The organism is Kitasatospora sp. NPDC058406, from assembly GCF_042722765.1.
Classification (GTDB): Bacteria; Actinomycetota; Actinomycetes; order Streptomycetales; family Streptomycetaceae; genus Kitasatospora.
Genome location: NZ_JBHXKE010000003.1, coordinates 1 through 14,147, shown reverse-complemented (window position 1 = coordinate 14,147; position 14,147 = coordinate 1). Strand labels below are relative to the sequence as shown.

The window sequence follows — 14,147 nt, the reverse complement described above, 5'->3', positions numbered from 1 at the left end:
GACCGGGGGCGGGGGCGGGGCCGTCCCCCGACCGGCCGGACCGGCGGCTCAACGGGCAGTGGCTCAGTGGCTCAGCGGGCGGCGGCGGTGACCGGGCGGGAACGCAGGGCCCAGGCGGTGGCCGGGGCGGCGCAGAGTGCCGCGAGCAGGACGGCGCCGGCGGCGACGAGGCCGACCGGCCGCCAGGGCAGGACCCACGGTGACGGCGTGCCGAGCAGGGCCGCCGCGCCGTGCATGGTGCCGAGCTGGACGGCGGTCACCGCGCAGCCGAGGACCGCGCCGACCGCCACCACCAGCACCGACTCGGCGGTCACCAGCCGCACCACCTGGGCCCGGCCGGCACCCGCCAGGCGGAGCAGGGCGAGTTCGCGACGGCGGTCGGCGGTGGCCGTCAGGATCGTGTTGGCGAGGGCGATGCCCGTGTAGACGAGGGCCAGACCGAGCACCAGCACCGTACGCAGCCAGGCCGTCCGGGCCTTGGCGGGCGCGGTGGCGGCGAGCCAGTCCTCGCGGCTGAACACCGTCGCGCCGGACGCCCGCGCGGCGGTCCGTACCTGTTCGGCGGCACGTACCCGCTCGGCGTCGGCGAGGTGGTCCAGGCGCACCTCGATCCGGTCGGTGCGGGCGCCGGGCGCGTTGGCGGCGGTGACGTACAGCCCGTTGTCGCCGAGGCCGTCGCGCAGCACGGCGGCCACCCGCAGGGTCGCCCGGCTGCCGTCGGCCCGGACCACCGGGACCGGCTCGCCGATCGTCGTGCGCCCCCATTCCGCCGGCAGGACGAGAGAGCCGTCGTCGAGGTCGGCCGGAGAACCGGCCAGCAGGGGCAGCCGGGCGAGGGCGGCGAGCCCGGCCGGGTCGGCCACCCGCGCCTCGGAGCGGACCACCACGCCGTCCGGCTCCACCAGCGAGAGGCGGGTCGGACCGGTGGGGGACAGGGTCACGCCGGGGACGGCACGCAGGGCGTCCGCCGTCGCGTCGGGTGCGCCGCCGTCGGCGGGGACGACGACCAGGTCGGCGGCGGTACGGGCGCGGGCCTCGGCGGAGCGGGCGGCGCTCACGGTGTCCAGCGCACCCGCCAGCGAACCGGTCAGCGCCACCGACACCAGCACCGGCGCGGCCACCGCGCCGGTCCGGCGGAGCGCGGCGGCGGCGTTGGCGCGGACCAGCCGCCCGGCGTACCCGGTGAACCGGGCCGGGGCGAGCCGGCCGAGGGCGCGGACCAGGGGAGGGGCGAACAGCGGGGAGAGCAGGCCGCACGCGGAGATCAGCCACATCGGCTGCGTGGTGTAGGTCTTGCGGTGCAGCAGGTCGACGGGGTCGGTGGCGAGCGCGGCGGCGGTGAGGACGGCCGCGGTCAGCAGCAGGCCGAGCCCCGTGACGAGGCGCCCGACGGTCAGCACACCGGCGTCGAGGTCGGCCGTGCGCAGGGCGTCCAGCGGGCCGACCCGGCCGGCCCGGCGGGCGGCCACCGCGACACCGCACAGGGCGACCAGCAGGCCGGTCCAGAACGCGGTGAACAGGGGCCAGCCGGTCGGGCCGAGGGCGAAACCGGGCGGGGCCATCCCCACGCCGGCCAGCCGGCGGAGCAGCACCGGCGCCCCGAGCCGGCCGAGCGCGCAGCCGGCTGCGGAGGCGACCGCGCCGAGCAGCAGCGCCTCGGCCAGCACGGTACGGCGGACCTGGGCGGGGGTGGCACCGGCCAGCCGGAGCAGACCCAGCTCCCGGCGCCGCTGGGCGACGGCGTAGGAGAACGTGGACGCGACGACGAACGCCGAGACGAACGCGCTCACCCCGCCGGCGGTGCCGAGGGCGGCGACCAGCGAGACCAGCTCCTCGCCGCCCGGGCCGCCGGGGGTGCCGAGCGCGGCGGCGAGGCCGAGCAGCATGACGGCGGTCATCGCGACGCCGAGGGCGAGGGCGAGGAAGGCTCCGAGGAGGGAGATCCAGCGTGCCTTCAGGGACTTGAGCGCGATCCGCAGCATTCTCATGGGGTCCAGCGAACCGCCGCGGGGTGGTGCGGGGCAGCAGGCCGGGGGCCACTCCGGGAGGTAGGGCGGGCCCTACCCGTAGGGGGAGCGGGGGGTGGCCGCATCGGACGTCGGGCCCGCCGACTTCCTGTGCGGGGGCGGGGCGGGGCGAGGCGAGGCGGGGCGAGGCGGGGCGAGGCGGGGCGGGGCGAGGCGGGGGCGGGGGCGGGGGCGGGGCCGGAGCGAGCGGGGCCGAAGCGGGAGAACGGTAGGGCTGGCCCTACCGACGGCCCGCCGCCCGGGTGCCTAGGGTGGGCCGCTGGTGCAGCCGGACCGGACCGGCGCGGGGCAGGGGGAGTCGGCGCGGTGGACGGGGTGGCGGACGGGCCGGTGGGTGGGCCGGTGGACGGGCGGCCGGCGGGCGTGTGGGGGCAGGTGGCGCGGCCCGGGTTCCTCCGGTCGTCGGCGCCTTGGCGGGCGGCGGCGTACCTGCTGACGACCGGGCTGACGGGGCTGCTGCTCTGCGGCGGGCTCCTGGTGGCCGGGGTGGCCGCCGGAGTGCTGGCGGTGCTGCTGGTCGGGTTGCCGCTGCTCGCCGCGCTGGCGCTGGTCGGGCTGCCGGTCGCGGCCTGGGAACGGCGGCTGGTCCGGCTGGTGGCGGACGCGCCGGTGCCGGATCCGCACCTCGTCCCCGACCGCCCGGGCCTGGCGGCCTGGCTGCGGCTGCGCTACCGCGAGCGGGCGACCTGGCGCGAACTGGGCTTCGCCCTGCTCGCCGCGTGCGTGCTCTGGCCGATCGACCTGACCGTGGCCGGCTTCGCCCTCGCCGTCCCCGGGTACCTGCTGGCCGCACTGCCGATGCTCCTGCTGGACGGCGAGCAGGTGAACGTCCTCAAGCTGTGGCAGGTCCACTCCCCGGTGGTGGCGGGCCTGTTCGGGCTGGCCGGCCTGCTGCTGGCGCCCCTGCTCGGCTATCCGCTGGCGGCGGTGGCCGCAGCCCGCGCGGCGCTGGTGCGACTGGTGCTCGCACCGGGCGGGCAGGACCGTCGGATCGGTGAACTGGTTCGCTCCCGGGCCCGGTTGGTGGACGCCTTCGAGGCGGAGCGGCGCCGGATCGAGCGCGATCTGCACGACGGCGCCCAGCAGCGGTTGGCGGCCCTGCGGATGACGCTCGGCCTGGCCCGGCTGGACGCGCCGCCGGACGGTCCGCTGGCCGCGAGGCTCGCCGAGGCGCACCGGGAGGCGGGAGAAGTGCTCTCCGAGCTCAGGGAGTTGATCAACGGGATCCACCCGCAGGTGCTCACCGACCGGGGTCTGCCGGACGCCTGCGCGGACGCCGGCGACCGCTCGCCGATCCCGGTCACCACCCGCTTCGCGCTGCCCGGGCGGCTGCCGGCGCCGGTCGAGTCGGCCGGTTACTTCGCCGTCGCCGAGGCGCTCGCCAACGTCGCCAAGCACAGCGGCGCGAGCGCGGTGACCGTCGACGGACGGTACGCCGGCGGCCGGTTGACCATCGAGGTGGCGGACGACGGCCGCGGCGGCGCCGACCCGTCGGGCGGCAGCGGGCTGACCGGGCTGGCCGACCGGGTCGCGGTCGTGGACGGCACACTGACGGTGAGCAGTCCGCCCGGCGGACCGACCCTGGTGCGGGTGGAGATCCCCTGCACCCCGGCCCCGGCCCCGTCCGCGGCGCCGGCCGACGGAGGAGCAGGACGATGAACGAGCAGGCAACCGGCGCGCTGAGGATCGTGGTCGCCGAGGACGGGGTGCTGCTGCGCGAGGGGCTGGTCGGCCTGCTGGCCCGGTTCGGGCACGAGGTGGTGGCCGCGGTCGGCGACGCCGAGGCGCTGCGGACCGCGGTCGGCGCGCATGCGCCGGACCTCGTCGTCACCGACGTCCGGATGCCGCCGGGCCAGACCGACGAGGGACTGCGGGCGGCGGTCGCCCTGCGCGAACGCCGCCCGGGACTGCCCGTCCTCGTCCTCAGCCAGTACGTGCAGCACTCGTACGCGGCGGAGCTGCTCGACTCCGGGGACGGCTCGGGCGTCGGCTACCTGCTGAAGGACCGGATCGGCCAGATCGAGGAGTTCGTCGCCGCGGTCGCCACGGTGGCGGCGGGCGGCACGGTGGTCGACCCGGAGGTGGTCCGGCAGCTGCTGCGCCGCCGCCGGGACCCGTTGGAGCGGCTCACCCCGCGCGAGCGGGAGGTGCTGGCGCTGATGGCGGAGGGCCGGTCGAACGCGGCGATCTGCCGGGAGCTGGTGGTGTCGGACGCGGCGGTGGGCAAGCACATCGGCAACATCCTGATGAAGCTGGACCTGCCGCCCGCGGAGGAGTCGCACCGCCGGGTGCTGGCGGTGCTGCGGTTCCTCCGGGGGTGACGGGCCCACCGGGAGGGCGGCCGGGGAGGGCGCCCCGTCCGGTCAGGCTCCCTCCGGGCGGGGGCCCGTCCGGTCAGGCTCCGTCCGGGCGGGGGCCCGTCCGGTCAGGCTCCGTCCGGGCGGGGGCCCGGGTCCGGGGCGGGCGAGACGGCCTCGCGCAGCTTCGCGAACTCCGCCGCCAGCGCGTCCAGGGTGTAGTGGGCGTTGAGGCCGCTGGGGTTGGGCAGCACCCAGACCTCGGTCCCGCCGATCGACTCCTCCTGCCGTCCGATCGTCACGGTCCGCCGCCCGAACGCCGTCCGGTACGCGCCGATGCCGAGCACCGCCAGGGCCCGCGGCTCCAGCCGCAGCACCCGGGCGGTGAGCGCGGCGCCGCCCTCGCGCAGCTCCTCGGCGGTGAGCTCGTCCGCCTTGGCGGTGGCGCGCGGGGCGACGTTGGTGATGCCCAGCCCGAGGTCGAGCAGCCGGCGCTGCTCGTCCGGGCCGAACTGGTGCGGGGTGAAGCCCGAGCGGTGCAGCGCGGGCCAGAAGCGGTTCCCCGGACGGGCGAAGTGATGGCCGGTGGCGCCCGACCAGAGACCGGGGTTGATGCCGCAGAACAGCACCCGAAGGCCGTCGGCGGAGACGTCCTCGATGGTGGTGTCACGGGCGGCGGACAGCTGTTCCGCGGTCGGCTTCGTCGGGCGCGCGGGCTTCTCCACGTCGGGCGTCTCGGTCATTCGTCCAGTCTGCCGGTGGTGGCCGGTGCCCCGGCCGCCGGGGCGCCCGCCACCTCTGCCGACGTCCGGGCGGGTGCCGCCGACCCGGCCCCGGCGGTCGCCGGGACCGCCGCGCGGGTCGCCGCCAGGGACCGGGCCCGCCGCCGTGTCCGCAGCCACTGCACGCCGTACACCACCGCCGCCGCGTACGCCCAGCCGACGAAGACGTCCACGATGAAGTGCTCCGCGCCGTACACCAGGGTGAAGGTCATCGCGAGCGGGTACGCGACCAGCAGCATGCGCAGCCGGCGGCCGGCCGTCGGCCAGAAGAAGAAGAGCAGCATCGCCGGGTACGCCGAGTGCAGCGAGGGCATCGCGGCGACGTCGTTGGCGAACCGGCTGCCGTTCTCGAAGATCGACCCGGCCCGGGGGAGCCCGCTCTCCGTCAGCACGTCCGACACCACCCGGGTCAGCGCCGGGAGGTGGCCCTCCTGGGAGGCGAGCCACGGGGGGACGGCCGGGTAGAGGATGTACGTCGCGAAGCCGGCGAAGGTCAGCGCGAGATAGCAGGTGAGCAGGTGCCGGAACCGGTCGTGGCGACGGCGCCAGAGGACCGCGAGCACCACGAAGACCAGGAAGAAGTGCGACATGTAGACGGCGACCGCCGCGTAGTCGTACCAGTGCGGCGAGCCGGGTGTGTACAGCCCGTGCTGGAGCCGGACGGTCAGGGTCTCACCCAGGCCGATCAGTTCGTCGGCCCGCTGCTGCGGCCACAGGTACGGGCCCCACGGGGTGTGCGCGCCGTAGCCCCGCAGCAGCGAGTACGTCCAGACGACGGCCATCACCGGCACCCAGTCGCGCAGCACGAGCAGGAAGCCGCGCGGGCCGTGGCCGCTGTGCACGGCGGCGGCCAGCAGCGCGCCGATCAGCCAGAGGAACACCACGTCGTTGGAGTACGGCAGCCCGTAGGCGCGGACGTACCAGAGGAGGGCGAGCAGGTAGAGCGGCCACGCCAGCAGCCGGATCCGGGACAGGGCACCGGAGCGGGCGCCGTTCCGGGTGCCGGTCGCCGGGCGTAGCCGCCCGGCGCTCGCGGGAGGGGACGGCGGCGCCGGTCGCAGCATTCTGGTCATGCCGGTCGAAGCTAGCAAGGCATTCTTGGAGAACTCTCGGTGCGAACGGCCGTCCTTTCAGGTAGACCTCAGAAATGCCCCGTGCGGCGGAACGGCGGGCCCGCGGAGCGGGGTCCCGGTCGTTCGGGTGTTCGTGCACCCGGCCCTTCCGGCGCACGGGTGTTCGGTGGCGGGGGTGCGAGGGCGGTCCGGGGTCGGGGCGGTCGGGAGCCCCGGGGCTTCGGAGGTTCGAGGCCCCGGAGGTTCAGGACACGATGCCCAGCTCGTGCGGGGTGTTGTTGAACCGCCGCCCGGCCTGCTCGGTGACCGTCACGATGTCCTCGATCCGCACCCCGAACCGGCCCGGCAGGTAGACGCCCGGCTCGATCGAGAAGCACATGCCGGGGACGAGCGGCTGCTCCTCGCCCTCGACCAGGTACGGCGGCTCGTGCGTGGTGATCCCGATGCCGTGGCCGGTGCGGTGGATGAAGTACTCGCCGTACCCGGCCTCGGTGATGACCCGTCGGGCGATCCGGTCGATCTCCTGGCAGCTCACCCCGGGCCGGACCGCCTCGAACGCCGTCTGCTGCGCCTCCCGGACGACGTCGTGGACCTTCCGCACCTCGGCCGGGACGTCGGTGCCGAGATGCACGGTCCGGGTGGTGTCGGAGCCGTAGCCGTCCTTGAGACCGCCGAAGTCCAGCACGACGGTGTCACCGGACTCGATGACCCGGTCACCGGCCTCGTGGTGCGGGTCGGCGCCGTTCGGGCCGGAGCCGACCACGGTGAAGTCGACCTGGCTGTGCCCGTACTGGATGAGCAGCGCGCTGAGGTCGGCGGCCACGTCGGTCTCCCGGCGCCCGGCGAACTCGACCTCCAGGATGCCCCGGTAGGCGGCGTCGGCGGCGCCGCCGGCCGCGGCGAGGCGCTCCAGCTCGTCCGGGCCCTTGACGGCGCGCAGCATCGGCAGGGTCTCGGTGAGCGAGGTCCAGCCGGTGCCGGGCAGGGCGGCCTGGAGGCCGAGCAGGTGCATGGCCCAGGCGTTGTCGGAGATGCCGTACCGGCCCGCCCGGTCGAGCAGCGGGGCGGCGGTGGCGTACGGGTCCTGGCCGTCCGTCCAGTCGAGCAGCCGGACGGCGCGGGCGCCGGCCGCCTTCTCGGCGTCGGGGCGTTCCAGCACGGGGACGATCAGGGCGGGCTCGTGCCCGGCGCCGAGGACGAGGGCGGTCAGGCGTTCGGTGATCGCGGTGGGCTGGTACCCGGTCAGGTAGACGAGGTCGGGGCCGGGGGCGACGACCAGGCCGGCCAGCCCGGCGGCGGTGGCGGCCGAGGCCGCCCGGTCGAGGCGGGCTCGGTAGTCCTCGGTGGTGAAGGGTCGGGGCATGCGAGGTCTCCTGGTGGGGGCGAACGCTCCGGGGCGAGCGCTCCGGGGCGGTCGGAGCCCGGGCGGTCGGTGTCCGGGGGTGCGATGTCCGGGGGTCGATGTCCGGGGGTGCGATGTCCGGGGGTCGATGTCCGGGGGGTGCGGTGTCCGGCCGGGGCTCGACCGCCCGGGCCGGCGTCAACTCCGTTACGGTCTGGGCGAGTCGGCGTAGTGCTTGAGGAACAGCGCCTCCACGTGCGCCATGTGCTCGATCTCGCCGGGGTCGACGCTCTCGTTGGGCGCGTGGATCAGGCAGCGCGGCTCCTCGACGCCCATCAGGATGATCTCCGACTCCGGGAAGGTCCTGGCGAACACGTTGCAGAGCGGGATCGAGCCGCCCTGGCCGAGGAAGGAGAGCGGTCGTCCGTAGACCTCCTGCGCGGCCTTGTCGAGCGCCGCGTACGCGGGCCCGCCGGTGGCGGCCCGGAACGGCGAGCCGGTGCTCTCCGGGGCCACCTCGACGTGCACGCCCCAGGGCGCGGCGGCCTTCAGGTGCGCGACGAGGGCCTCCTGCGCGGCCTGCGGGTCCGTACCGGGCGGGACGCGGAGGCTGACCCGGGCCCGGGCGGTCGCCGGGACGGCGGCGGCGGAGCCGACCACGGGCGGGCAGTCGATGCCGAGCACGGTGACGGCCGGGCGGGCCCAGAGCCGGTCGGCGACGCTGCCGGAACCGGTCAGCCGGACGCCGTCCAGGACTCCCGCGTCGGTGCGGAACTGCTGCTCGTCGTAGCCGACGCCGCTCCAGCCGCCGGTGCTGTCCAGGCCGTCGATCCGCGTGCCGCCCTCGGCGTCGCGCAGCGTGTCGAGGACGCGGATCAGCGCGGCCAGCGCGTCCGGGGCCGGACCGCCGAACATGCCGGAGTGCACGTCGCCCTTGAGCGTGGCGACCGTGACCACCACGTTGGTGAGGCCGCGCAGGGAGGTGGTGGCGGTGGGCACGCCGACCGACGCGTTGCCGGTGTCGCAGACCAGCAGGGCGTCGGCGTGCAACTCGCCCGCGTGCGGCGGCACGTAGGCCTCCAGGCCGCCGGTGCCCTGCTCCTCGGACCCCTCGACGACCAGCTTGATGCCGACCGGGAGGTCGTCGCCGAGCGCCCGCAGCGCGGTGAGGTGCATGACGATGTTGCCCTTGCAGTCGGCGGTGCCGCGCCCGTACCAGCGGCCCTCGCGCTCGGTCAGCTCGAACGGCGGGGAGGTCCAGGCGGCGTCGTCGAGCGGGGGCTGGACGTCGTAGTGGCTGTAGAGCAGGACGGTCGGTGCGCCGGGCGGGGGCGGACGGTGGCCGACCACGGCGTGGCTCCCGTCCGGGGTCTCCTCCAGGTGGACGTCGCGCAGTCCGGCTTCACCGAAGGCGGCGGCGACCCACTCGGCGGCCTGGCGGCACTTCTCCGGCGGGTACTGGCGGGGGTCGGCGACGGAGGGGATGGCGACCAGTTCGGCCAGGTCGGTCTTGGCGCGGGGCATCAGGGCGGCGATCCGGCCGGCGAGTTCGTCGGTCATGGGTTCGGCTCCTTCCGGGGCAGGTGGGGCGGCCGGCTGTCGGGTCCGGCCGGCTGTCGGGTCCGGTCGGGTGCCGGCGGGTCGGTTGCCGGTTGCCGGCGGCTCAGGTGCGCGGCTCAGGTGCCGGCGGGTCGGTGGCCGGCGGGTCGGTGGCCGGCGCTGTCGGGCGTCAGTTGCGCACGGTGTCGTGGAGCTTGAGGTCGTCGATCTTGTCCTTGATGGCGGAGAGCTTGTCCGGGCAGTAGACCGAGAGCACGATCGTCTCGGCGAGGATCACCTCGCGGTCGGAGAGCACCGGACGCTGGCCGGGGCCGCCCGCGCCGTTGGACATGCCGTGCTTCCACTGCGCCTGCGTCAGCGAGTCGGCCGGGTCCTGGCAGACGGCGCCGCCGTCCTCGCCGAGGGTGTGCACGATCTGGCTCTGGGAGGGCACCGGGTAGCCAGCCGCGCCGAGTGCCTCGGAGAGCTGTTGGGCCTTGCGGTTGGCCTCGTTGGTGGAACGCAGCTGGGAGTAGGTCAGGAGGCCGGTGACCAGCATGGCGACCAGGAGGACGATCGCGCCGATGTAGATCCAGCGGTGCTGGGAGGCCATCAGGCTGCGGGTCATGACGCACCTCCGGGGGTACCGCCGGTACCGGGTCCGTCGGGTCCGCCGTCGGGTCCGCCGTGGGGTCCGCCGTGGGGTCCGGTGCCGGGTCCGCCCGGCCCGCCGTCGGGTCCGGTGCCGGGTCCGTCGGGTCCGCCCGGCCCGCCGTCGGGTCCGGTGCCGGGTCCGTCGGGTCCGCGGGGGTCGTCGTGGGTGCTGCCGGGGCCGACGTGGTCCGCCGGTCCGCCGTCGTGGGGCCGGTTGCCGGCCGACCTCTCGGCGGCCGACCGTTCGGCGGAGGACCTCTCGGCGGCCTCCACCTCGGCGAGTTCCGCCTGCGCGTCGGGCGAGCGCCACTCGGGCTTGCGCAGCCGCAGGAACAGGTAGGGGATCACCAGCCCGAGCAGGGCCAGACCGCCGCCGACGATCACCACGTACGACCAGACCGAGCCGCTGCCGAACTGCGAGGAGGGGACGAAACCGATCGCCATCGCGGCGGCCGAGGCGATCAGGCCCGTCACCGCGATCGGCACCAGCGCCGGCGCGCGGTAGCCGCGCGGGTGGTCGGGCTGGGTGCGGCGCAGCCGGATCGCGGCGGTGAACATCAGCAGGTAGACGATCAGGTACACCTGTGTGGTGATCACCGAGAAGATCCAGTAGGCACTGGAGACGTTCGGGATCAGCGCGTACGCGAGGGCGATGACGGTGGTGACCACACCCTGGGTGACCAGCAGGTTCTGCTGGACCCCCTCCCCGTTGAGCCGCTGCAGGAACGGCGGCAGGTAGCCCTCCTGCCGGGAGATCATCAGCAGGCCCTTGGACGGTCCGGCCAGCCAGGTGAGCATGCCGCCGAGCGAGGCGGAGACCAGCGCCACCGCGATCACCGGGGTGAGCCAGCCGATGTGGAAGTACTGGAAGAACGAGTCGAAGGCCTGCATCACGCCCGCGGTCAGGCTGAGCTCGCTGGACGGCACCACCCAGCTGATCGCCAGCGCAGGCAGGATGAAGATCGCCAGCACCATCCCGGAGGAGGTGAACATCGCCCGCGGGAACTCCTTGGCCGGGTCGCGGAGCGAGGAGACGTGCACCGCGTTCATCTCCATGCCGGAGTAGCTGAGGAAGTTGTTGACGATCAGCACCAGGCTGGCCAGACCGGTCCACTGCGGGAACAGGTGCGCGGCGTTCATCGGCGCGGCGGAGGGGTTGCCCTGGCCGAGGAAGACCAGACCGAGCACCACCAGCAGCACGCCGGGGATCAGCGTGCCGATCACCAGGCCCATCGAGGAGAGGCCGGCCACGGCCTTGGTGCCGCGCGAGGAGACCCAGACGCCGGTCCAGTACAGCACCATGATCACGATCGCGGTGTACAGGCCGTTGCTGGCGAGCGCCGGGTTGACCACGTAGGCGATGGTCGACGCCACGTACGCGAGCAGGGACGGGTAGTAGAAGATCGTCATCGCGAACTGGCACCAGACGGCCAGGAAGCCGAGCGGCTTCGACAGGCCCTCCGACACCCAGCGGTAGACACCGCCCTCCCAGCCGGACGCCAGCTCGGCGGAGACCAGCGCGGTCGGGAGCAGGAAGACGACCGCCGGGAGGAGGTAGAGGAAGACGCACGCGAGGCCGTAGACCGCCATCGTCGGGGCGGAGCGGAGGCTGGCCACCGAGCTGGTCGTCATCAGGGCGAGCGTCAGCCAGGACATCCGGGGCGCGCTCGCGAGCCTGGTCGCGACCGCGCCGGTGCGCTGCCGGGTGGCCGGGCCGGTGCCGGCGCCTCCGGGACCCGCTCCGCCCGGTCCCGTTCCTCCCGGCCCGCCCGTACCGGGACTGCCACGACCGGACGAGGGCACGTCCATGGAACTCATCAGTCCTCCTCGGGGCCCGGCGGGTCTGGTTCGGCGGGCCTGGTTCCAGCAGCCCGCCCCGGGGATGGCCCCGGGGCGGGCCGTACCCGGCCAGTTCACCCGGTTGCCGGTGAGGCCGCATGCGGCGTGCACCCGCACGGGTGATCGACTCTCAGGGGTGGGCGGAGGAGTGCGGCCGGCCCGCTGTCCGGTTTTCGGGTCGGCGGACCGGTGGGGCGGTGTACCGGTGGTCGGGCGAGGCGGTGGACCGGCGGGCGGGGCGGGGGCAGCCGGGACCGGCACCCAGGCCACCGCGAGCAGCAGCCCGCCGGGGCCCGCCAGCCGGTGCAGCCGGCCCACCAGGAACGCGCCGGCCAGTGCCCCGACGGCCTACCCGGCCGGCGCCGGCCCGATCCCGCCGCTCGACGTACCCTGCCCGCGCGGGATCACCATCACCGGGGCGGCAACATCGGGGTGGCCGCCACGTCGAGGACCAGGACGACGGCGAGGGCGGAGGAAGGCGTTGGCGGCGAGGAAGCGGAAGCCGGCGAGGGCACCGCCGTCCTTCTCCGGGGAGTCCTGCGCCGGGGGGCTCGCGTCCGCCGCTCCCGGGCGGTTCGGGAACCGGACCAGCAGGGCCGAGGCCAGCGCGAGCAGCGAGGCGAGCGCCGTCCCGACGTACGGTGCGCCCCGGCCGGGCCCGAACAGTGCCCCCGCCGGCGGCGGCCCGACCGGCCCCGCGCCGTTCATCCGCGCCTCGTCCTGCGCCGGCGCCTGCCTCAGTTGCTCGGGCGGGACGACCGAGCGCACCGCGAGCAGCCGGACCGGACCGCTGTACGCGACGGTCGCGCCGATCACGACGGCCACCGGACAGGGTGTGGACGAGGGTCGGCCGGTCCAGGGCCATCGCCGGCGGGACGCTCGCGGAGGCGAGCAGCCGGGTGCCGTCGGCGGCGATCAGGATCCGCCGGCGGTCGTATCGGTCGGCGACCGCGCCGCCGTGGACCCCGAGGACGACGGCGGTGCCGATCCGGAGGGGGCGACTTCTCCACCCCGCAGGAGGGCTCGGTCGGCCTCCCCGGGCTGTTCTCGCACGTCACGCTGCGGCTCAGCCCCGAGCGGCTGGTCCGGCTCCGGGCCCAACTCAAGCACGTGTTCGCCGAGTTGCACGCCGAAGGGCAGAGCGCGTCGGCGGATGCGGTGGAGGTGGCCGCCTTCGCCCTGCTGTACGGGGTCCGGCCGGACGCAGCCGTCCCGGCCGGGTCGGCCGATCCGCCGGAGGCCGCCGGTCCCCCGCCGGCCGGCTCTCGAAGCGGTACCCGGCCGGGCACGGAATCGTAAACGCCGGGCGCACTGTCAGTGCCATGGTTCAGGATGACTGAATGTCATACGAACTTCAGGCGCTGATCGGCTCGGCGGAGCTGGTCGCAGTGGCGGCCGCCGAGGTTCCGGCGGCCCGCCCCCGACCGCTGGCCCAGGGGTTGGCGATGATCCCGGCGACGCCCGCCTTCCTGGCCTCGCTGCGACTCGGCGGGCAGGAGTCGGCGACCACCGGAGCCGTCGGCTTCGCCTGGTTCCCGGACGGCCTCGAACGCAGGCTCGCCGCCTGGTCCAAGGCCGGCCCGATCGCCTGCGTCGAGGCGAACTTCTTCGGCGGCACCGGCACCCAGCGCGCCGCCGTCTGGGCCGACGGCCGGCTCGACCTCGGCCCGCTCACCGGTGGCGAGTTCGAACCCACGCCGCCCGAGGGCAGTCCGATTTCCCGCGTCCTGCGCAGGCTCGGGGCCCGGGTGGAGGACGCCGCCCACCGCGACGAGTTCGACGCCGTCGGCCTCGGCGAGCACCGCAGCACGGCCTCCTGGGCGTCGGCCCGCTGACCCGTCACCCCGGGGAGCGGTCGGCGCCGACCGCCTGACGGCGTGTCGCCGCCGGTCGCCGCGTGTCGTGCACCGTTCGGCGTACACGCGGTGGCTGGGCCAACTGGCCTGCCCCACGGTGTGAATCAGGCATTTCGCCTGATTCGTACCGAGAGGAAAGCATCACCCATGCGTGCCACCTGGATGGCCACCGCGCTGACCGCAGCCCTTGTGCTGGCTCCGGTCGCCACGGCGACCTCCGCCACCGCCGCCGGCAACGGAGCCGCGGTCGCCCCCGCCCACGTCAGCACCTTCGCGGTCCCCGTCGACCTCCCCCTGCCCGTCCCGGCCGCCCCCGCGGTGCCCGGTGCGGAGGCCCTCCCGTCCCTGCCGGATCTCTCGACGCTGTTCGCCCTGCCGGCCATCCCGGCGGCCCCGGTCGCTCCTGCCGTCCCGGCCGCTCCCGCGGTCCCCGATCCGACGGCCGCCGTCAGCGGAGTCCTCCAGCTGGTCGACGGCCTGCTCTCGACCGTCGCTCCGCTGCTCGGGGCGCCCGACCTCGGGCCCCTCCAGCAACTCCTCGCCTCGCTGGAGGCGACTGTTCAGGCCCTGATCGGCCAACTGCCCGCACCCCCACCGGTGACGGCCCCCGTCCCGCCCCCGACCGTCGACCCCCCGGCGACCCCGACCGTCCCGCCGGCGGACCAGCTGGCCTTCCTCAAGGCCCAGGCGCAGGCTCTCCTCCAGGCCCGCCCCCTGCCCGGTGTCGTCGCTCCCCAC

At 75.5% G+C, this 14,147-nt stretch carries 10 protein-coding genes and 2 pseudogenes; 4 read left to right on the top strand and 8 right to left on the bottom strand.

What is annotated here, in order from left to right:
* Nucleotides 1-71 precede the first annotated feature (71 nt).
* Nucleotides 72-1,988: an FtsX-like permease family protein gene (locus tag ACFWOG_RS01095; RefSeq protein ID WP_380353519.1), complete on the bottom strand. Its 1,917-nt coding sequence runs from the start codon at nucleotides 1,986-1,988 to the stop codon at nucleotides 72-74.
* A 354-nt stretch (nucleotides 1,989-2,342) separates the two neighbouring features.
* Here ACFWOG_RS01095 and ACFWOG_RS01090 point away from each other — a divergent pair, with 354 nt between their 5' ends.
* Nucleotides 2,343-3,686 (top strand): sensor domain-containing protein, encoded by a 1,344-nt coding sequence (locus tag ACFWOG_RS01090; RefSeq protein WP_380353633.1) that lies wholly within the window; start codon nucleotides 2,343-2,345, stop codon nucleotides 3,684-3,686.
* Nucleotides 3,683-4,348 carry a response regulator transcription factor gene (locus tag ACFWOG_RS01085; protein WP_329950344.1) on the top strand — a complete coding sequence of 222 codons (666 nt, stop codon included), beginning with the start codon at nucleotides 3,683-3,685 and terminating at the stop codon, nucleotides 4,346-4,348. Before ACFWOG_RS01090 ends, ACFWOG_RS01085 begins: the two co-directional genes overlap by 4 nt.
* Nucleotides 4,349-4,452: 104 nt before the next feature.
* Here the strand turns inward: ACFWOG_RS01085 and mug are convergent, their stop codons facing one another.
* The 7 genes and pseudogenes from mug to ACFWOG_RS01050 all read right to left on the bottom strand — a co-directional run bounded on the left by mug (nucleotide 4,453) and on the right by ACFWOG_RS01050 (nucleotide 12,378).
* The gene (gene mug, locus ACFWOG_RS01080) at nucleotides 4,453-5,067 is read right to left on the bottom strand and encodes a G/U mismatch-specific DNA glycosylase (protein WP_380353515.1); all 615 of its coding nucleotides are present in this window, start codon (nucleotides 5,065-5,067) and stop codon (nucleotides 4,453-4,455) included.
* Complete coding sequence (locus ACFWOG_RS01075) at nucleotides 5,064-6,179, bottom strand: phosphatase PAP2 family protein (protein ID WP_380353512.1); 1,116 nt, start codon at nucleotides 6,177-6,179, stop codon at nucleotides 5,064-5,066. Before ACFWOG_RS01075 ends, mug begins: the two co-directional genes overlap by 4 nt.
* Nucleotides 6,180-6,423: 244 nt before the next feature.
* On the bottom strand, nucleotides 6,424-7,542 hold the full coding sequence (locus ACFWOG_RS01070; RefSeq protein WP_380353509.1) for a M24 family metallopeptidase: 1,119 nt from the start codon (nucleotides 7,540-7,542) through the stop codon (nucleotides 6,424-6,426).
* 186 nt (nucleotides 7,543-7,728) lie between these two features.
* Nucleotides 7,729-9,081, bottom strand: coding sequence for a dipeptidase (locus ACFWOG_RS01065; protein WP_380353506.1), 1,353 nt, complete (start codon nucleotides 9,079-9,081; stop codon nucleotides 7,729-7,731).
* A gap of 169 nt (nucleotides 9,082-9,250) precedes the next feature.
* Nucleotides 9,251-9,688, bottom strand: coding sequence for a hypothetical protein (locus ACFWOG_RS01060; protein ID WP_329950348.1), 438 nt, complete (start codon nucleotides 9,686-9,688; stop codon nucleotides 9,251-9,253).
* 308 nt (nucleotides 9,689-9,996) lie between these two features.
* A pseudogene (locus ACFWOG_RS01055) lies at nucleotides 9,997-11,370 on the bottom strand (APC family permease); the annotation flags it as partial.
* Nucleotides 11,371-11,901: 531 nt separating this feature from the next.
* A complete protein-coding gene (locus ACFWOG_RS01050; RefSeq protein WP_380353504.1) occupies nucleotides 11,902-12,378 on the bottom strand; it encodes a hypothetical protein in 477 nt (158 codons plus the stop codon).
* Between the two features lie 515 nt (nucleotides 12,379-12,893).
* Here ACFWOG_RS01050 and ACFWOG_RS01045 point away from each other — a divergent pair.
* Nucleotides 12,894-13,388 (top strand): hypothetical protein, encoded by a 495-nt coding sequence (locus ACFWOG_RS01045; protein WP_329885442.1) that lies wholly within the window; start codon nucleotides 12,894-12,896, stop codon nucleotides 13,386-13,388.
* Between the two features lie 168 nt (nucleotides 13,389-13,556).
* Nucleotides 13,557-14,147 (top strand): annotated as a pseudogene (locus tag ACFWOG_RS01040) (hypothetical protein); the annotation flags it as partial.

What these genes read in the sequence shown, in the direction of transcription:
- ACFWOG_RS01095 (WP_380353519.1), bottom strand. Translation starts at nt 1,988, where the DNA reads ATGAGAATGCTGCGGATCGCGCTCAAGTCCCTGAAGGCACGCTGGATC.
- ACFWOG_RS01085 (WP_329950344.1), top strand. Translation starts at nt 3,683, where the DNA reads ATGAACGAGCAGGCAACCGGCGCGCTGAGGATCGTGGTCGCCGAGGAC.
- mug (WP_380353515.1), bottom strand. Translation starts at nt 5,067, where the DNA reads ATGACCGAGACGCCCGACGTGGAGAAGCCCGCGCGCCCGACGAAGCCG.
- ACFWOG_RS01075 (WP_380353512.1), bottom strand. Translation starts at nt 6,179, where the DNA reads ATGACCAGAATGCTGCGACCGGCGCCGCCGTCCCCTCCCGCGAGCGCC.
- ACFWOG_RS01070 (WP_380353509.1), bottom strand. Translation starts at nt 7,542, where the DNA reads ATGCCCCGACCCTTCACCACCGAGGACTACCGAGCCCGCCTCGACCGG.
- ACFWOG_RS01065 (WP_380353506.1), bottom strand. Translation starts at nt 9,081, where the DNA reads ATGACCGACGAACTCGCCGGCCGGATCGCCGCCCTGATGCCCCGCGCC.
- ACFWOG_RS01060 (WP_329950348.1), bottom strand. Translation starts at nt 9,688, where the DNA reads ATGACCCGCAGCCTGATGGCCTCCCAGCACCGCTGGATCTACATCGGC.
- ACFWOG_RS01045 (WP_329885442.1), top strand. Translation starts at nt 12,894, where the DNA reads ATGTCATACGAACTTCAGGCGCTGATCGGCTCGGCGGAGCTGGTCGCA.